Source organism: Pseudomonas sp. R4-84 (assembly GCF_054130985.1).
Window position 1 is genome coordinate 1,632,570 of record NZ_CP096390.1, and the last position, 17,850, is coordinate 1,650,419.

Genomic DNA, 17,850 nt, shown 5'->3' on the forward strand with positions numbered 1-17,850 from the left:
GGTTTATGCAAGTGAAGCGTTTTTTCGCCGCCGATATGCGTCAGGCCATGAAACTGGTTCGTGACGAGCTGGGCGCTGAAGCAGCCATCATCGGCAACCGTCGTATCGCCGGCGGTGTCGAGCTGACGGCGGCCCTGGACTACAAATTGTCGGCGCTGGCCCCTCGCGTTCCGAACATGGAGCTCGAGGACGAGCTGCGCAAGACTCAGTCGCGCATCGCCAGCGCCCAGGCCGAGTTGAGCCTGCGCAGCAGCGAAGGCTCGGCCAGCGCGGGCACCAATCGTCAATTGTTCGCCGGCCAGCCATTGACCGCAGGCCTGCCGCTGACCGCTGCCGAACCGCTGATCGAGCCGACGCCGGCCGAACCGCGTCGTCCGGCACCGGCACCCGTTGCCGCAGCCGCGGGCGTTGATCCCCGTGCCCTGGACTCGATGCGCTTCGAACTCAACAGCCTGCGCGAGCTGATGGAAGTCCAGCTCGGCTCGCTGGCCTGGAACCAACTGCAAGGCAGCCGTCCGGCCCAGGCCAACCTGTGGCGTCGCCTGCAACGCATTGGCCTGTCCGGCCCGCTGGCGCGCGACCTGCTGGCATTGATCAGCGACATCGACGAGCCTCGCCAGGCCTGGCGCATGCTGCTTGCGCACCTGGCGCGGATGATCGCCACGCCGGAAGTCGAGCCACTGGAAGAGGGCGGAGTAATCGCCATGGTCGGCCCGGCCGGCATGGGCAAGACCACCACTCTGGCCAAGCTCGCGGCCCGTTATGTACTCAAGTACGGCGCCCAGAGTATCGCCCTGGTGAGCATGGACAGTTTCCGCATCGGTGCCCAGGAGCAACTCAAGACCTTGGGCCGGATCCTCAATGTGTCGGTGACCCATGTGGATCCGGGCCAATCCCTGGCCCAGGCGCTGGAACCGCTGATGCGCAAGCGCGTCGTACTGATCGACACCGCCGGCCTGCAAGCCAGCGATCCGGCCCTGCGCATGCAGCTGGAAAGCCTGGCCGGGCGTGGCATCAAGTCAAAAAATTATCTCGTGTTGGCAACCACCAGCCAGAAACAGGTTCTAACCGCCGCATACCACAGTTACAAACGCTGCGGGCTGGCCGGCTGCATCCTGACTAAGCTGGACGAAACGGCAAGCCTGGGCGAGGTGTTGAGCCTGGCGATCGGTCATGAACTACCGGTGGCCTACCTGACCGACGGGCCGCGGATCCCGGATGATTTGCATCTGCCGCGCCGTCATCAACTGGTCAGTCGTGCCGTGAGTGTGCAAATGCAGGAAGAACCCAGCGAAGAAGCCATGGCTGACATGTTCGCTGATATCTACCACAGCCCGACCAAGCAGGTTGGCTGAGGTATTCATGAATATTTTTTGTACCTACATCGATGGTCTGCCATGCATTGTTCCGTATGTGAACGCGCAGCCAGTAATGTGGCCTCCGTCTAAGTAAGACAAGGTAAAGAACGAACATGGGCAGCATGCATCCCGTACAGGTGATCGCGGTGACCGGCGGCAAAGGTGGCGTCGGGAAGACTAACGTGTCAGTGAACTTGTCCCTGGCTCTGGCAGAGCTTGGCCGACGGGTCATGCTGCTGGACGCCGACCTGGGCCTGGCGAACGTTGACGTGCTGCTGGGGCTCACACCCAAGCGCACGCTGGCGGACGTGATCGAAGGGCGCTGTGAATTGCGCGACGTGTTGTTGCAAGGCCCCGGCGGGATTCGCATCGTGCCGGCCGCCTCCGGCACCCAGAGCATGGTTCACCTGACCCCGGCGCAGCACGCCGGCCTGATCCAGGCCTTCAGCGACATCGGTGACAACCTCGATGTGCTGGTGATTGACACGGCTGCCGGTATCGGTGACTCGGTGGTCAGTTTCGTGCGCGCCGCCCAGGAAGTGTTGCTGGTGGTCTGCGACGAACCGACGTCGATCACCGACGCCTACGCGCTGATCAAACTGCTTAACCGCGACTATGGCATGAACCGCTTTCGCGTCCTGGCCAACATGGCCCAAAGCCCACAGGAAGGACGCAACCTGTTCGCCAAGTTGACCAAGGTCACGGATCGCTTCCTGGACGTCGCCCTGCAATACGTCGGCGCAGTGCCTTACGACGAAAGCGTACGCAAGGCTGTCCAGAAGCAACGTGCCGTTTATGAAGCTTTTCCTCGTTCCAAATGCGCCCTGGCGTTCAAGGCGATCGCCCAGAAGGTCGACACCTGGCCGCTGCCGGCCAACCCACGTGGGCATCTGGAATTTTTCGTCGAGCGTCTCGTGCAACAAACAGCAGGGCCCGTGTTATGACAGCCAGCGGTTACAACCATCTCTACAAAAAATCGGCACGGGACGCCCAGTACGAATTGATCGAGCGTTACGCGCCACTGGTCAAGCGCATCGCCTACCACTTGCTGGCGCGTTTGCCGGCCAGTGTCCAGGTCGAGGACTTGATCCAGGCGGGCATGATCGGCCTGCTCGAAGTGTCGAATAAATACGACGCGAGCAAGGGCGCCAGTTTCGAGACATACGCCGGTATCCGTATCCGCGGGGCGATGCTCGATGAGGTCCGCAAGGGCGACTGGGCGCCGCGTTCGGTGCATCGCAACACCCGCATGGTCAGCGACGCGATTCGTGCGATTGAAGCGAAAACCGGGCGAGACGCTAAAGATCACGAAGTTGCGGCCGAACTCCAGTTGAGTCTCGATGATTATTACGGGATTTTGAACGATACCTTGGGCAGTCGCCTGTTCAGTTTCGACGACCTGTTGCAGGACGGCGAACACGAAGGGCTGCACGAGGACGGCGCGAGTGCTCACATGGAGCCGTCGCGCGACCTGGAAGATGAACGTTTCCAGAGCGCCCTGGCGGATGCGATTGCCAATTTGCCGGAGCGTGAGCGACTGGTCTTGGCGCTGTACTACGACGAAGAGCTGAACCTCAAGGAAATCGGTGAGGTCCTGGGGGTCAGCGAATCGCGGGTCAGCCAGTTACATAGCCAGTGCGCGGCCCGCTTGCGGGGGCGTTTGGGGGAGTGGCGAGCGCGCTGACGAGCAGTGTGGGGACGCTGCGAGCGGGGCTGGCATGGCGTATGCCGGGCCAGTCTCCATCCGTTGTGCTCCATACCGTTGTCGAGTGTTGTGCCGGATTGATTGAAATGGCGCGTCCAGGTGCTGGGCGCGTTTAAGACTGCTTGGAGGTCGAATTGGACAAGAACATGAAAATCCTCATCGTTGATGACTTCTCAACGATGCGGCGGATCATAAAAAACCTGTTGCGTGACCTCGGGTTCACCAACACGGTCGAGGCCGACGATGGCACAACCGCCATTCCGGTCCTCAACAGCGGGAGCATCGACTTTCTGGTGACTGACTGGAACATGCCTGGCATGACCGGTATCGACTTGCTGCGCCACGTGCGCGCCGACGAAAAACTCAAGCACCTCCCGGTGCTGATGGTCACTGCCGAAGCCAAGCGCGAGCAGATCATCGAAGCGGCCCAGGCCGGTGTGAACGGCTATGTGGTCAAACCCTTCACGGCCCAGGCGTTGAAAGAGAAGATCGAAAAAATCTTCGAACGCATCGGTTAACGGCGCCACGGGGGAGCTATGGACAACGAATCTTCAATGGGCGATTTCGAATCGACCCTGAAAAAACATGCCCGCGAACTGGTAGACAGCCTTGAAAAGGGCCGCTTCGGCGATGCGGTTCAAATGATTCATGAGCTCAACCAGACCCGTGATCGCGGTCTGTACCAGGAAGTCGGCAAGCTCACCCGTGAACTGCACAGCGCGATCGTCAATTTCCAGATCGATCCGAACATGCCGCAGGCCGAGGAAGTCTCGCAGATCACCGACGCCACCGAGCGCCTGGGTTATGTGGTCAAGCTGACCGAAGCCGCAGCGAACCGCACCATGGACCTGGTGGAAAGCGCAACGCCCCTGGTCAACGGCCTGAGCGAGGAAGCCCAGGCGTTGAGCACCGATTGGGGACGGTTCATGCGTCGCGAAGTCGGCGCCGAGGAGTTCCGGGAGCTGGCCCGTCGGGTCGACGGTTTCCTGGCGCGCAGCAGCGCTGAGAATCGCGCCGTGGCCAGCAACCTCAACGACATTCTGCTGGCCCAGGACTATCAAGACCTGACCGGCCAGGTGATCAAGCGTGTGACCCAACTGGTCACCGAAGTGGAAAGCAACCTGCTCAAACTGGTGTTGATGGCTAGCCAGGTCGACCGCTTTGCAGGTATCGAACACGACCGTGAAGCGATGCTTGCCGAAAAAGATCCACAAAAACATCTCTCTCAGGGTGAAGGTCCGCAGATTCATGCCGATAAAAGAGAAGACGTTGTGTCCGGTCAGGACGATGTGGACGATTTGCTGTCCAGCCTTGGATTCTAAGTTTTAGCCCTATTTTAGGAGCAGCCATTAATGAGCTTCGGCGCCGATGAAGAGATCCTTCAGGATTTCCTGGTTGAGGCCGGCGAGATTCTAGAGCAACTATCCGAACAGCTGGTCGAGCTGGAAAGCCGACCTGATGATGCGGATCTGCTCAATGCAATTTTTCGCGGTTTCCACACTGTAAAAGGAGGCGCCGGCTTCCTCCAGCTCAATGAGCTGGTGGAGTGCTGCCACATTGCCGAGAACGTGTTCGACATCCTGCGCAAGGGTGAGCGTCGCGTCGACTCGGAACTGATGGACGTGGTGCTCGAGGCCCTGGATGCGGTCAACAGCATGTTCAGCGAAGTGCGCGAGCGCTCGCCGATCACCCCGGCCACCCCCGAGCTGCTCGCCGCGCTGTCGCGCCTGGCCGAGCCGCAGTCGGCTGACGAGGCCATGCCCGTTGCCGAGCCTGTGGTCGAAGAACCGGTTGCGCAAGAATCGGGCGACATCACCGATCATGAATTCGAATCGCTGCTGGACTCGCTGAACGCCGTCAAGGCCGAAGCCGAGGCTCCGGCCGCGCCCGCTGCGCCAGCCGCCGATGCCGCTGCCAGCGATGAAATTACCGACGATGAGTTCGAATCGCTGCTCGACCAACTGCATGGCAAGGGCCAGTTCGCCCCCGATGCGGTCGTAGCGCCGGCGGCCCCGGCTGCGCCAAAGGCAGCGGGGGATGACTCCGACATTACCGACGACGAATTCGAAGCCTTGCTCGACCAGTTGCATGGCAAGGGCAACTTTGCCGTCGACGCGTTGGATTCGGCCATCGCTTCGGCGCCGACCCCGGCCAAACCAGTGGCAGCGGCAGCCGGAAGCGACTTGATCAGCGACCACGAATTCGAATCGCTGCTCGACGAGCTGCATGGCAAGGGCAAGTTCAGCGAAGTCGGCACGGCCGCCGCCGCGCCTGCCGCTGCCGCCACGGCTGCACCCGCCGCCAAGGCCGCGCCGAAGCCGGCCGCCAAGGCGCCGGAACCGAAAGCCGAAACCCCGAAGCCTGCCGCCGCAGCGGCGCCAGCCCCGGCTCGCGCGCCTTCCGCCGCGCCCGCCGAAAAACCGGCGAGCGAAGCCGAGACCACCGTTCGCGTCGACACCGCGCGGCTGGATGAGATCATGAACATGGTCGGCGAACTGGTGCTGGTGCGTAACCGCCTGGTGCGCCTGGGCCTCAACAGCCAGGACGAAGCCATGTCCAAGGCCGTGTCGAACCTCGACGTGGTCACGGCTGACCTGCAAACCGCGGTCATGAAGACCCGGATGCAGCCGATCAAGAAAGTCTTCGGGCGCTTCCCGCGCCTGGTTCGCGACCTGGCTCGCCAGCTCAAGAAAGAAATCAACCTGGAACTGGTGGGTGAAGAGACCGACCTCGACAAGAACCTTGTCGAGGCCCTGGCCGACCCGCTGGTCCACTTGGTGCGCAACGCGGTCGACCACGGCATCGAGTCGCCGGAAGAGCGCGAAGCGTCAGGCAAGGTCCGCAGCGGCAAGGTGATCCTGGCCGCCGAGCAGGAAGGCGACCATATCCTGCTGTCGATCTCCGACGACGGCAAGGGCATGGACCCGAACGTGCTCCGTTCCATTGCGGTGAAACGCGGTGTGATGGACAAGGACGCGGCCGATCGCCTGAGCGACACCGAGTGCTACAACCTGATCTTCGCTCCGGGCTTCTCGACCAAGACCGAGATTTCCGATGTGTCGGGTCGTGGCGTGGGCATGGACGTGGTGAAAACCAAGATTTCCCAGCTCAACGGTTCGATCAACATTTACTCGACCAAGGGCCAGGGCTCGAAGATCGTCATCAAGGTCCCGTTGACCTTGGCGATCATGCCGACCCTGATGGTGATGCTGGGCAACCAGGCGTTCGCCTTCCCGCTGGTCAACGTCAACGAGATTTTCCACCTCGACCTGTCGCGCACCAACGTCGTCGATGGCCAGGAAGTGGTCATCGTACGGGACAAGGCACTGCCGCTGTTCTACCTCAAGCGCTGGCTGGTCAGCTCTGCCGCTCATGTGGAGCAGGGCGAAGGCCATGTGGTGATCCTTTCGGTGGGCACCCAGCGGATCGGCTTCGTCGTCGACCAGTTGGTGGGCCAGGAAGAAGTGGTCATCAAGCCGTTGGGCAAGATGCTCCAGGGCACCCCGGGCATGTCCGGCGCCACCATCACCGGCGACGGCCGCATCGCGTTGATCCTCGATGTGCCTAGCATGCTCAAGCGCTACGCCGCTCGGCGTATTTGATTCTGGAGGGGCGCGGCCCGACGCCGCGCCTTGTCTAACGGAGTGTTTATGGTAGTTAAAGTCCTGGTGGTGGACGATTCGGGGTTTTTCCGCCGCCGCGTCTCGGAAATTCTTTCAGCGGACACGAGCATTCAAGTCGTCGGTACGGCGACCAATGGCAAAGAGGCGATCGATCAGGCCCTGGCGCTCAAGCCGGACGTGATCACCATGGACTACGAGATGCCGATGATGGACGGCATCACGGCAGTGCGGCATATCATGCAACGCTGTCCGACCCCGGTTTTGATGTTCTCGTCCCTGACCCATGAAGGCGCCCGAGTCACCCTCGATGCGCTGGATGCCGGGGCGGTGGACTTCCTGCCAAAGAACTTTGAAGACATCTCGCGCAACCCGGACAAGGTCCGCCAGTTGCTATGTGAGAAGGTCCACAGTATTTCCCGCAGTAACCGCCGCGTCAGTGCCTACAGCGCACCGGCGTCAGTGCCGGCTGCTGCGCCAGCACCAACGCCTGCGCCTTCTGCGTCGAGCAGCTTCAGTTCGGCGCCGGTTCGCAGTGCTCCTGCGCCGGCGCCCGCTCGCCCGGCGCCCGCCAGCCCGTCGTCGCCAGCGCCCAAGCGCAAGGCCTATAAACTGGTCGCCATCGGCACGTCCACGGGCGGCCCGGTTGCGCTGCAACGGGTCTTGACCCAGCTGCCAGCGAACTTCCCGGCTCCGATCGTGCTGATCCAACACATGCCCGCCGCATTCACCAAGGCGTTCGCCGAACGTTTGGACAAACTGTGCCGCATCAGCGTCAAGGAAGCCGAGGATGGCGACATCCTCCGTCCAGGCCTGGCGCTGCTGGCACCGGGTGGCAAGCAGATGATGATCGACGGCCGTGGCGCGGTGAAAATCCTGCCGGGCGATGAGCGCTTGAACTACAAGCCTTGCGTAGACATCACCTTCGGTTCCGCGGCGAAATCCTACGGCGACAAAGTTCTGGCGGTGGTGCTCACCGGCATGGGTGCCGATGGCCGCGAGGGTGCGCGCCTGCTCAAGCAGGGCGGCAGTGCGATCTGGGCCCAGGACGAGGCCAGTTGCGTGATCTACGGCATGCCCATGGCGATCGTCAAGGCCGACCTGGCTGACGCGGTCTACAGCCTGGACGACATGGGTAAACATCTGATCGAGGCGTGCCTGTAATGGATGTGCTCAGTCTGATCGGCATCATCATGGCGTTCGTCGCCATCATTGGTGGCAATTACCTGGAAGGCGGTCATCTCGGTGCGCTGGCTAACGGCCCGGCCGCGTTGATCGTGATCGGTGGCACTGTAGGCGCTGCGCTGTTGCAGTCGCCGATGAGCGCCTTCAAGCGCGCCATGCAGGTCCTGGTGTGGATTCTGTTTCCACCTCGGGTCGACCTGGCCGGCGGCATCGACCGCGTGGTCAACTGGAGCCTGACCGCCCGCAAGGAAGGCCTGCTTGGGCTGGAAGGGGTGGCCGATGCCGAACCCGACAGCTACTCGCGCAAGGGCCTTCAATTGCTGGTGGACGGCGCCGAACCCGAAGCGATTCGCAGCATCCTGGAGGTGGATTTCTACACCCAGGAAAGCCGCGACATCGAAGCGGCCAAGGTGTTCGAGAGCATGGGGGGCTACGCGCCGACCATCGGTATCATCGGTGCTGTCATGGGTTTGATCCATGTGATGGGCAACCTGGCCGATCCGTCGCAACTGGGCAGCGGCATTGCCGTGGCATTCGTTGCCACCATCTACGGCGTGGCGAGCGCCAACCTGGTGCTGCTGCCGATCGCGGCCAAGCTCAAATCCATTGCGTTGCGCCAATCGCGCTACCGCGAAATGCTGCTGGAAGGGATCCTGTCGATTGCCGAAGGCGAGAACCCGCGTTCCATCGAGTTGAAGCTCCAGGGCTTCATGGACTGATGGGGGAAATGGCAGATGGCGCGTCGCAGACATCGTGAAGAACACGTCAACCATGAACGCTGGCTGGTTTCCTATGCCGACTTCATCACGCTGCTGTTCGCGTTTTTTGTGGTCATGTATTCGATCTCTTCGGTGAACGAAGGCAAGTACAAGGTCATTTCCGAAGCGTTGATCGGCGTCTTTACCGATTCGGACCGCGCCCTCAAGCCGATTCCCATCGGCGAAGAGCGTCCGAAGACGACGACCCCGGCCAAGCCGCTGGTCAAGGACAGCGAACAGGTCGACGCCGGCATTGCCGGTGGCAGCGATCCGTTGAAGAGCATTGCCGATGACATCAGTTCGGCGTTCGGCGACCTGATCAGCTCCAACCAGATGACCGTGCGTGGCAACGAGTTGTGGGTCGAGATCGAACTCAACTCCAGCCTGCTGTTCGGCAGCGGCGACGCGATGCCCAGCGACATGGCGTTCAACATCATCGATAAAGTGGCGGCGATCCTGAGACCGTTCGACAACCCTATCCACGTCGAAGGTTTCACCGACGACCAGCCGATCCGCACCGCGCAGTACCCCACCAACTGGGAATTGTCGTCGGCCCGTTCGGCAAGCATCGTGCGCATGCTCGCCATGCAGGGTGTCAACCCGGGCCGCCTGGCGTCGGTGGGGTATGGCGAATTCCAGCCGGTGGCCAATAACGCCACGGCCGAGGGGCGCGCACGCAATCGACGGGTGGTGCTGGTGGTTTCGCGCAATCTCGATGTGCGTCGCAGCCTGACCGGTACCGGCACCGCCAATGCAAAGCCCGATGCGGCATTGAAGCGGGCTGGCACACAAACTGCACCGACCCCGGTCAAGTCGCCGGATAGACAGAACGCCGTCAATTCTCCGTCACCGGCTTTATAACCGAGCTATTTCTCGGTCGAGCCCGTCTCGACCGGGAGGAACGATCCGAATGAGAGTCTGGGCAGTCGCCAATCAAAAAGGTGGTGTGGGCAAAACCACATCCTCCATCGCTTTAGCCGGTTTGCTGGCCGAGGCCGGCAAGCGCGTGGTCATCGTCGATCTGGACCCCCATGGCTCGATGACCAGTTACTTCGGCTACGATCCCGATAGCCTGGAACACAGCAACTACGATTTGTTCCTGCACAAGGGCAGCGTGCCCGAAGGCTTGCCGGGGCAGTTGCTGCTGTCTACCAGCGACGAGCGGATCTCCTTGCTGCCGTCGAGCACCGCCCTGGCCACCTTGGAGCGCCAATCGCCCGGCCAGAGCGGCCTGGGCCTGGTGATCGCCAAGAGTCTGGCGCAGCTGTGGCAGGATTTCGATTACGCGATCATCGACAGCCCGCCGTTGCTGGGCCTGCTGATGGTCAATGCGTTGGCCGCCAGCCAGCAATTGGTCATTCCTGTGCAGACCGAACACCTCGCGGTGAAGGGCCTGGAGCGCATGGTCAACACCCTGGCGATGGTCAACCGTTCACGCAAGCAGTCGCTGGCATTCAACATCGTGCCGACCCTGTTCGACCGTCGTACCCAGGCGTCCCTCGGCACCTTGCGAGTGCTGCGCGACATGTACCCGGACGACATCTGGCAAGGCTACATCCCGGTGGACACGCGTTTGCGCGACGCCAGCCGCGCCGGCGTGACACCGTCGCAATTCGATGGCAAAAGCCGTGGTGTACTGGCCTATCGTGCGCTTCTCAAGCACCTGCTGGCCCAGCAGCTCGTTGCGCAGCAGGTGGCTTGAGTTGATGAAGTTCTCCTTAGACGTTGTGCTTGCTTGCGGGCGCTCAAGTCCTGCCGTATCCATGCCGATAACCTTTTCAAGTGGCGCACAGTTCCCATGAACCGCCCCATCAAGACAACTTCGCGTCCCCAATTGGCCCTGCAGTCCTATCTGGATGGGCTGTTGCAGGAAGCGACCGATGAATTGCCAGCGCAGCCGAGCGCGTTCCAGGCGTTGCCCGAGCCTGTCGAAGCCGAACCCGCGCTCGACGAGTTCCAGGCCGCCGTGCTCGAGGAGCAGGCCCGTGATGCACAGGCTTCAGCGGTTGTGACAGCGGTGGAAGCGCCGTTCGTCAAGCCGCAGTTGGCGGTGATGGAAGCACCCGCACCGATCCTGGCGCCGGTCTCCACCGTCGCGCCATTGTTGCAGGGGTTGGTGACGCCGGTAGTGGAAATCCACATGCCGCCGAGCAACACGCCGCCGCCGGCGCCGGGCGATGATCGCCCGGCGTGGGCCGCCGAGCCGTTCGAGTGCTTGTTGTTCGATGTGGCCGGTTTGACGCTGGCGGTGCCGCTGGTGTGCCTGGGATCGATCTACTCCCTGGCCGGGCAGGAATTGACGCCGTTGTTTGGCCAACCGGAGTGGTTCCTCGGAATCCTGCCGAGCCAGGCCGGCAACCTGAAAGTGCTGGACACCGCGCGCTGGGTCATGCCGGATCGTTATCGCGATGATTTTCGCCAGGGCCTGCAGTACGTGATTTCTGTGCAGGGCTACGAATGGGGATTGGCGGTGCATCAGGTCAGCCGTTCGCTGCGCCTGGACCCGAACGAGATCAAGTGGCGCAGCCATCGAGGGCAACGGCCATGGCTGGCCGGTACGGTGATCGAACACATGTGCGCCTTGCTGGACGTTTCCGAACTGGCGGAGCTGATCGCCAGCGGCGGGGCAAAACACCTGGACGGCGCCAAGCCGGTCCGGAAACCGAAATAAGACAACCGGCGGCGCAGGGCGACGCCGGACAGAACACACACCGCCACAGGCGGTTTTTCGAGGGGTCAGGGTATGAATGATAAGGCGTCGTCTCTCAAGGGTTCCGAAGATCCGATCTTGCAATGGGTGACTTTCAAGCTCGATAACGAAACCTACGGCATCAACGTGATGCGCGTGCAGGAAGTGCTGCGCTACACCGAGATCGCCCCGGTACCGGGTGCGCCAAGCTACGTGCTGGGCATCATCAACCTGCGTGGTAACGTCGTGACCGTGATCGACACCCGTCAGCGTTTCGGCTTGAACTCCACCGAGGTCAACGACAACACCCGTATCGTGATCATCGAGGCGGACAAGCAAGTGGTCGGTATCCTGGTCGACAGCGTTGCTGAAGTGGTTTACTTGCGTCAGTCGGAAATCGAAACCGCGCCTAACGTCGGTAACGAGGAATCGGCCAAGTTCATCCAGGGCGTCTGCAACAAGAACAACGAGTTGCTGATCCTGGTCGAACTGGAAAAAATGATGAGCGAAGAAGAGTGGTCGGAACTGGAGAGTATCTGATTTGATTCTTGAGGTAGCAGTCATTGTCCTGTTCCTTTTCTGGGCAGGCACGCTGGCGATGTTTTTGTCCTACATACGTGGCCAGCGGGAAATCGCCGCTCAACAGGCCCAGGGCGATGCGCTGCGCGATCAGCGCATCCGGGACCTGGCCAAGCGTGTCGACGACTATCAGAACGGCACCGTGCGCATGGGCGAAGCGCTCCATGAGCTGCGTGCCGTCGTCGCGCCATTGCCGGACAAACTGGCGCAACTGGAACAGCGCGACCCCTCCAGCCTGTCCTTTGCCCAAGCCGCCCGGCTGGTCGGCATGGGCGCCAGCATCGACGAACTGACCCAGGCGTGCGGCCTGACCCAGGCCGAGGCCGAATTAATGAGCAAGTTGCACAAGGGCGGCTGATATCTATCTATCCCCCAGAACCCATGCGGGAGCGAGCTTGCTCGCGATAGCGGTGTGACAGTCAGCAAATATGCTGAATGTATGACCGCCATCGCGAGCAGGCTCGCTCCCACAGGTTTTTTTGGCGTTCAGAAATAATCACTCCAGCCCGGTCCCCGTGGCGAGGGAGCTTGCTCCCGCTGGGTCGCGCAGCGGCCCCAGGTTTTTACGACTGCTTCGCAGCCGAGCGGGAGCAAGCTCCCTCGCCACGGGATAGCGCGTTCAGCGATTAGTAATTAGCGGTGTGACAGTCAGCGGATATGCTGAGTGTATGACCGCCATCGCGAGCAGGCTCGCTCCCTCAGGTTTTTCTGGCGTTCAGAAATAATCATTCCAGCCCGGTCCCCGTGGCGAGGGAGCTTGCTCCCGCTGGGTCGCGCAGCGGCCCCAGGTTTTTACGACTGCTTCGCAGCCGAGCGGGAGCAAGCTCCCTCGCCACGGGATAGCGCGTTCAGCGATTAGTAATTAGCGGTGTGACAGTCAGCAAATATGCTGAATGTATGACCGCCATCGCGAGCAGGCTCGCTCCCACAGGTTTTTCTGGCGTTCAGAAATAATCATTCCAGCCCGGTCCCCGTGGCGAGGGAGCTTGCTCCCGCTGGGTCGCGCAGCGGCCCCAAGTTTTTACGACTGCTTCGCGAGCCGAGCGGGAGCAAGCTCCCTCGCCACGGGTAGCGCCTTCAGCGATTAGTAATCATCCCCACGCTCCGTCACGTCTTTCTCGATGTTTTGCGCATGCGGGTCGAAGCCCTGGGGAAATTTGCCCTTCAGGTTCCAGGCAAACGCAATGATCTCGGCAATCGTGCGGTACAACTCTTCCGGAATGCTGTCGCCCAGCTCCAGCCGTGCCAGCAACTTCACCAGTTCAGCATTTTCGTAGATCGGTACTTCGCTCTCGCGGGCGATGCGCAGGATTTCCTCGGCCAGGGCTTCGTCGCCCTTGGCGGTGAGGGTGGGGGCGTGGTGGCCGTCGTACTTGAGGGCGATGGCCTGGCGGGGTTCGGTGTGGGTTGTCATGCGGTTTCGTCCACCCAGCGTTGTTCCAGCCGGGTCTTGGGTCCTTGGGGCGGGGTGCCGAGGTGGCAGTCGAGGTCGCCGACATTCAACCCGCACGTCACAAGGCGCTCGCGCAATGCGGTCAGGTTCCTTTCGATCAGGCCCGCGGTGTACGCTCGTTCTGCCCACAGCTGACTGGACAGGCTGCCACTGAGCAACTGGGCCTGGATCTGCAGCGGCCCCAGCGGTTCCATGTCGAAGGCCAGCTCGACCCGCCAGAGCTGCTGTTTCGGTTCGGTTTGTTCGCGGCGTTCGTCCGGTTGTTCCCGGGCGGCGGTTTCCTCGCGCTGGAACTTGACCTGCAACGGCACGATGTCCTGCAGGTTGCGCATCGGAATCTCCAGTTGCCAAGTGCTCATCAACCGGCCGTCATCGGTCAGCCCGGTTTGCTCCAGGCTGGACAGCTGATGGCTTTGCAGGCGTGACACGGCGGCGGCTGCCAGGCGCAGCAGATGCTCCAGGTCACCTTCTTCATCCTGACCTTTCAATAATCTGGCGGGCAGCGGAAAGCCGGTTGGTTGTGGCTTGGCGCTGACCTGGCCGAGCATTCCCAGGGCGCTGCGCACGAAGCTGGGCAATGCCTGGGCCAGGGTGTTGGCGGCGATGACCGCGGAGAGGTTGGTGGAAGCGGGCAGGGCGGGTGTCAGTTGGGCGATCAGTTTCAGCAGGTCGCCTTTCATGTCCGGGGCCAGGCTTGGCGGTTGGCCGGCCAGCAGCTTGCTTTCCAGGAACACGCCGCTGGCGACCATGGCTTGGGCCAGGCCCTTGGGTGTGCTCAGTTGTTGTACGTCCGGCAGGCCAGCCAGCAGGCGTGTCACCGCCGCGCGCAGTTCGGGGCCGGCGTCATCGCTGGCGGGAAGGTTTTGCAGGGCGGTGAGCAGGCTGTCCAGCGAGCCCTGGCGGCTCACTTGTGTCACCAATTGCTGGCTCACCGCCAATTGCTCCTGGCGATTGCTTAAGGGCACGAATTTCAATGTCTGAGCATCCTGTACCTGGGCGCTCAACAGCATGCCGATGCGCAGCGGCTGCGGGCTGTCGATGTCCAGGGTGCTGCCGGCCTGGGCGGTGTTGAGCAGGCTTACCAGCGAGCGATACACCGCCGGTTGCCCGGGCTGTTGCGGCAAGGCCTGGCTGGTCAGCACTTTGCCCTGCAACAAAGTGCCCACGGGCAATTGCGCGGTGTCGATCCGGGTCAGGGCGGCGACGCTGGAGGCGAGGGCCTGCTGCACGGTAATCGCCAGGTTGCTGGCCGAAGGCTGAGTCACGGCCAGGCTGGTGCCCTGGGGCAGCGGCTGGGTGCTGGTGGCTTGTACGGTGGCCTGCCGGCCGCTCTCCAGCGTGACCTTGAGCAGCAGTTGGAAAGCCTGGTCCGCCTGCTTGAGCGACAGCACCTCGGCCTTGGCGGTCTGGCCCGGACCGATCAATCCCTCGGCCGGTGCCAGCAGCTTGAGCAACTCGCCCGTGACCGCCGGCATACGTGTCGTTGCCGTGGGCTGGGGCAGCGGCGGGATGTTCATGTCGCCTGTCATCTGCGGTATTACCTTGGGGAAATCAGCGCTCTTGAGAGAAGAACTTCACATGTATAATGCCGCCCGCCTTCCAGAGAGTGGCAAAACCTTGCAATTGTTTGACGCAGCTCTGTGGATCGGGCCGTCAATGCATCTATGCTGCATCACTTTAACGGCTGCCGCACTGCCGACTTGAACCGTATAAGGCTCGTGATCCCTTGACCAGTCCTCTCCTGCAAACCGTCGGCCTCGCCTGTGAGCGAGATCTGCGACTGCTTTTCGAAAATCTCGAATTGAGACTCTCGCCTGGCGATATGGTACAGATCAGTGGCCCCAACGGCAGTGGCAAGACCAGCCTGTTGCGCCTGCTGGCCGGGTTGATGCAGCCCACCGCCGGCGAGATCCTGCTCAACGGCCAGCCGCTGCACAGCCAGCGTAGCGAACTGGCACGCAACCTGCTCTGGATCGGCCATGCCGCCGGCATCAAGGACCTGCTGACCCCCGAAGAGAACCTGAGTTGGCTCTGCGCGCTGCATCGTCCGGCTGGGCGCGAGGCGATCTGGCGGGCATTGGCGGCGGTGGGATTGAAAGGTTTCGAGGACGTTCCGAGCCATACCCTGTCGGCCGGCCAGCAGCGCCGCGTGGCCCTGGCCCGGCTGTACCTGGACAGCCCGCCACTGTGGATCCTCGACGAGCCGTTCACCGCTCTGGACAAGCAGGGCGTGGCGCAACTTGAAGAACACCTGGCCGGCCATTGCGAAAACGGCGGCATGGTGTTGCTGACCACGCACCACACCTTGGCCCGGATGCCCTCCGGTTATCGCAGCATCGACCTGGGGAACTGGGCGGTATGAGTGTCTTTGGCTTGTTGCTCGCCCGTGAGGCGCGCCTGTTGTTCCGTCGTCCGGCCGAACTGGCCAACCCGTTGGTATTCTTCGCAATCGTCATCGCCTTGTTCCCGCTTGCGGTCGGCCCGGAAACTCAATTGTTGCAAACGTTGTCGCCTGGACTGGTCTGGGTGGCAGCGCTTTTATCGGTCCTGCTCTCGCTGGACGGGCTTTTCCGCAGTGATTTCGAGGACGGATCCCTGGAACAGTGGGTCCTTTCGTCGCACCCCCTGGCCCTTCTGGTTTTGGCCAAGGTACTGGCACACTGGGTTTTTTCCGGCCTGGCGCTGGTGCTGCTCTCGCCGTTGATGGCGATGATGCTGGGCTTGTCCGCGGCCTGCATGCCGGTGCTGCTGTTGTCGCTGTTGCTGGGCACGCCGGTGCTGAGCCTGCTCGGCGCGGTAGGCGCGGCGCTGACTGTGGGGCTCAAGCGCGGAGGCTTGTTGCTGGCCCTGCTGATTCTGCCGCTGTACATACCGGTATTGATCCTTGGAAGTGGCGCCTTGCAAGCGGCACTGCAAGGCATGCCGGCAACCGGTTATCTGCTGTGGCTTGGGAGCCTGACCGCCCTGGCGATAACCCTGACACCCTTTGCAATAGCCGCTGGCCTGAAGATCAGCGTCGGCGAATAATAATGAGGCCTGGTCAGGAGTTGACCACTTCCCAGGAAGTAAAGGCCGCCCCAGCGGTTCGCGATAGCGAGCCGCAACCGTGATGGAATCTGCAATGAACTGGACCTGGTTTCACAAGCTCGGCTCACCCAAGTGGTTCTACGGCATCAGTGGCAAAATGCTGCCCTGGTTGAGTATCGCCGCCCTGTTGCTGATCGGCATCGGCGTGGTCTGGGGCCTGGCGTTCGCGCCGCCGGACTATCAGCAAGGCAACAGCTTCCGCATTATCTATATCCATGTCCCGACGGCGATGCTGGCCCAGTCGATCTACGTGATGCTGGCGGTATGCGGCGTGGTCGGGCTGGTGTGGAAAATGAAACTGGCCGACGTAGCCCTGCAATGCGCCGCGCCCATCGGCGCCTGGATGACCGCCGTGGCGCTGGTCACCGGGGCCATCTGGGGCAAGCCGACCTGGGGTTCGTGGTGGGTCTGGGATGCACGACTGACGTCGATGCTGATCCTGCTGTTCCTGTACTTCGGTCTTATTGCGCTGGGCAACGCCATCAGCAATCGTGACAGCGCCGCCAAGGCCTGCGCGGTGCTGGCGATCGTCGGGGTGATCAACATTCCGATCATCAAGTACTCGGTGGAGTGGTGGAACACCCTGCACCAGGGCGCGACCTTCACCCTCACCGAAAAACCGGCGATGCCGGTGGAGATGTGGCTGCCGCTGTTGCTGACCGCGCTGGGGTTCTATTGCTTCTTCGGCGCGGTGCTGCTGCTGCGCATGCGCCTGGAAGTGCTCAAGCGTGAGTCCCGGGCCAGCTGGGTGAAAGCCGAAGTACAGAACAGCCTGGAGGCCGCTCGATGAGTTTCGCGTCATTCGGCGATTTCCTCGCCATGGGCCATCACGGCTTGTATGTCTGGTCAGCCTACGGCATCTGCCTGGCGGTGCTGGCTCTCAACGTGGCGGCGCCGATCCTGGCCCGCAAGCGGTATCTGCAACAAGAGGCGCGTCGTCTGCGCCGGGAGAATGGTCAGTGAATCCGCTGCGCAAAAAACGTCTTTTCATCATTCTGGCGATCCTGGTCGGCGTCGGCGCGGCGGTCGGCCTGGCCCTGAGCGCCCTGCAGCAGAACATCAACCTGTTCTATACCCCGACGCAGATTGCCAGCGGAGAGGCGCCCAAGGACACTCGCATCCGCGCCGGCGGCATGGTGGAGCAGGGGTCGCTGGTGCGTTCCGGCGATTCGCTGGACGTGAGGTTCAACGTCACCGACTTCAACAAGACCGTGACCATCACCTACCGCGGCATTCTCCCTGACCTGTTCCGCGAAGGGCAGGGCATCGTCGCCCTGGGCAAGCTCAATGCAGACGGCGTGGTGGTGGCCGACGAAGTGCTGGCCAAGCACGACGAGAAGTACATGCCGCCGGAAGTGACCAAGGCCCTGAAAGACAGCGGCCAATCGGCGCCCGCGCCCGCGAAGGAGGGTTGAT

Annotated in this window: 20 protein-coding genes; 18 read left to right on the forward strand and 2 right to left on the reverse strand. The window is 62.0% G+C overall.

Annotated features, from left to right (window positions below; all coding sequences use genetic code 11):
* Positions 1 to 5: 5 nt before the first annotated feature.
* The 13 genes from flhF (at position 6) to M1D68_RS07735 (ending at position 12,252) form a co-directional block, all read left to right on the forward strand.
* A complete protein-coding gene (flhF, locus tag M1D68_RS07675) occupies positions 6 to 1,355 on the forward strand; it encodes a flagellar biosynthesis protein FlhF (RefSeq protein ID WP_420767366.1) in 1,350 nt (449 codons plus the stop codon).
* 116 nt (positions 1,356 to 1,471) lie between these two features.
* On the forward strand, positions 1,472 to 2,302 hold the full coding sequence (fleN, locus tag M1D68_RS07680; protein ID WP_003184001.1) for a flagellar synthesis regulator FleN: 831 nt from the start codon (positions 1,472 to 1,474) through the stop codon (positions 2,300 to 2,302).
* Complete coding sequence (gene fliA, locus M1D68_RS07685) at positions 2,299 to 3,042, forward strand: RNA polymerase sigma factor FliA (RefSeq protein ID WP_003184000.1); 744 nt, start codon at positions 2,299 to 2,301, stop codon at positions 3,040 to 3,042. The genes fleN and fliA overlap by 4 nt, the downstream gene beginning before the upstream one ends.
* A 167-nt stretch (positions 3,043 to 3,209) precedes the next feature.
* On the forward strand, positions 3,210 to 3,581 hold the full coding sequence (locus M1D68_RS07690; RefSeq protein WP_003183998.1) for a chemotaxis response regulator CheY: 372 nt from the start codon (positions 3,210 to 3,212) through the stop codon (positions 3,579 to 3,581).
* Positions 3,582 to 3,599: 18 nt separating this feature from the next.
* Positions 3,600 to 4,385: a protein phosphatase CheZ gene (locus tag M1D68_RS07695; protein WP_420767365.1), complete on the forward strand. Its 786-nt coding sequence runs from the start codon at positions 3,600 to 3,602 to the stop codon at positions 4,383 to 4,385.
* Between the two features lie 30 nt (positions 4,386 to 4,415).
* Positions 4,416 to 6,665, forward strand: a complete 2,250-nt coding sequence (locus M1D68_RS07700; RefSeq protein WP_434563018.1) for a chemotaxis protein CheA — start codon at positions 4,416 to 4,418, stop codon at positions 6,663 to 6,665.
* A 48-nt stretch (positions 6,666 to 6,713) separates the two neighbouring features.
* Positions 6,714 to 7,847 (forward strand): protein-glutamate methylesterase/protein-glutamine glutaminase, encoded by a 1,134-nt coding sequence (locus M1D68_RS07705; protein WP_434563020.1) that lies wholly within the window; start codon positions 6,714 to 6,716, stop codon positions 7,845 to 7,847.
* The gene (locus tag M1D68_RS07710) at positions 7,847 to 8,587 is read left to right on the forward strand and encodes a flagellar motor protein (RefSeq protein WP_305499634.1); all 741 of its coding nucleotides are present in this window, start codon (positions 7,847 to 7,849) and stop codon (positions 8,585 to 8,587) included. The genes M1D68_RS07705 and M1D68_RS07710 overlap by 1 nt, the downstream gene beginning before the upstream one ends.
* A gap of 15 nt (positions 8,588 to 8,602) precedes the next feature.
* On the forward strand, positions 8,603 to 9,487 hold the full coding sequence (gene motD, locus M1D68_RS07715) for a flagellar motor protein MotD (protein ID WP_420767362.1): 885 nt from the start codon (positions 8,603 to 8,605) through the stop codon (positions 9,485 to 9,487).
* Between the two features lie 49 nt (positions 9,488 to 9,536).
* On the forward strand, positions 9,537 to 10,328 hold the full coding sequence (locus tag M1D68_RS07720) for a ParA family protein (protein ID WP_420767361.1): 792 nt from the start codon (positions 9,537 to 9,539) through the stop codon (positions 10,326 to 10,328).
* A gap of 96 nt (positions 10,329 to 10,424) precedes the next feature.
* Entirely contained in the window at positions 10,425 to 11,297 is an 873-nt protein-coding gene (locus M1D68_RS07725; protein ID WP_420767360.1) for a CheW domain-containing protein, read from the forward strand.
* Between the two features lie 72 nt (positions 11,298 to 11,369).
* Complete coding sequence (locus M1D68_RS07730) at positions 11,370 to 11,855, forward strand: chemotaxis protein CheW (RefSeq protein WP_024778681.1); 486 nt, start codon at positions 11,370 to 11,372, stop codon at positions 11,853 to 11,855.
* A 1-nt stretch (position 11,856) separates the two neighbouring features.
* A complete protein-coding gene (locus M1D68_RS07735) occupies positions 11,857 to 12,252 on the forward strand; it encodes a DUF2802 domain-containing protein (RefSeq protein WP_420767359.1) in 396 nt (131 codons plus the stop codon).
* A gap of 726 nt (positions 12,253 to 12,978) precedes the next feature.
* Here the strand turns inward: M1D68_RS07735 and M1D68_RS07740 are convergent.
* Complete coding sequence (locus M1D68_RS07740) at positions 12,979 to 13,308, reverse strand: EscU/YscU/HrcU family type III secretion system export apparatus switch protein (RefSeq protein ID WP_420767903.1); 330 nt, start codon at positions 13,306 to 13,308, stop codon at positions 12,979 to 12,981.
* Entirely contained in the window at positions 13,305 to 14,876 is a 1,572-nt protein-coding gene (fliK, locus tag M1D68_RS07745; protein ID WP_420767902.1) for a flagellar hook-length control protein FliK, read from the reverse strand. Before fliK ends, M1D68_RS07740 begins: the two co-directional genes overlap by 4 nt.
* 197 nt (positions 14,877 to 15,073) lie before the next feature.
* On the opposite strand from fliK, the gene ccmA reads away from it, so the two are divergent.
* The 5 genes from ccmA to ccmE all read left to right on the forward strand — a co-directional run bounded on the left by ccmA (position 15,074) and on the right by ccmE (position 17,849).
* Positions 15,074 to 15,709 carry a cytochrome c biogenesis heme-transporting ATPase CcmA gene (gene ccmA / locus M1D68_RS07750; RefSeq protein ID WP_434563026.1) on the forward strand — a complete coding sequence of 212 codons (636 nt, stop codon included), beginning with the start codon at positions 15,074 to 15,076 and terminating at the stop codon, positions 15,707 to 15,709.
* On the forward strand, positions 15,706 to 16,374 hold the full coding sequence (gene ccmB, locus M1D68_RS07755) for a heme exporter protein CcmB (protein WP_457969890.1): 669 nt from the start codon (positions 15,706 to 15,708) through the stop codon (positions 16,372 to 16,374). Before ccmA ends, ccmB begins: the two co-directional genes overlap by 4 nt.
* 94 nt (positions 16,375 to 16,468) lie before the next feature.
* Positions 16,469 to 17,224, forward strand: coding sequence for a heme ABC transporter permease (locus tag M1D68_RS07760; RefSeq protein WP_420767899.1), 756 nt, complete (start codon positions 16,469 to 16,471; stop codon positions 17,222 to 17,224).
* The gene (gene ccmD, locus M1D68_RS07765) at positions 17,221 to 17,397 is read left to right on the forward strand and encodes a heme exporter protein CcmD (RefSeq protein WP_007939192.1); all 177 of its coding nucleotides are present in this window, start codon (positions 17,221 to 17,223) and stop codon (positions 17,395 to 17,397) included. Before M1D68_RS07760 ends, ccmD begins: the two co-directional genes overlap by 4 nt.
* Positions 17,394 to 17,849, forward strand: a complete 456-nt coding sequence (ccmE, locus tag M1D68_RS07770; protein WP_457969894.1) for a cytochrome c maturation protein CcmE — start codon at positions 17,394 to 17,396, stop codon at positions 17,847 to 17,849. Before ccmD ends, ccmE begins: the two co-directional genes overlap by 4 nt.
* The last annotated feature ends 1 nt before the right edge of the window (position 17,850 follow it).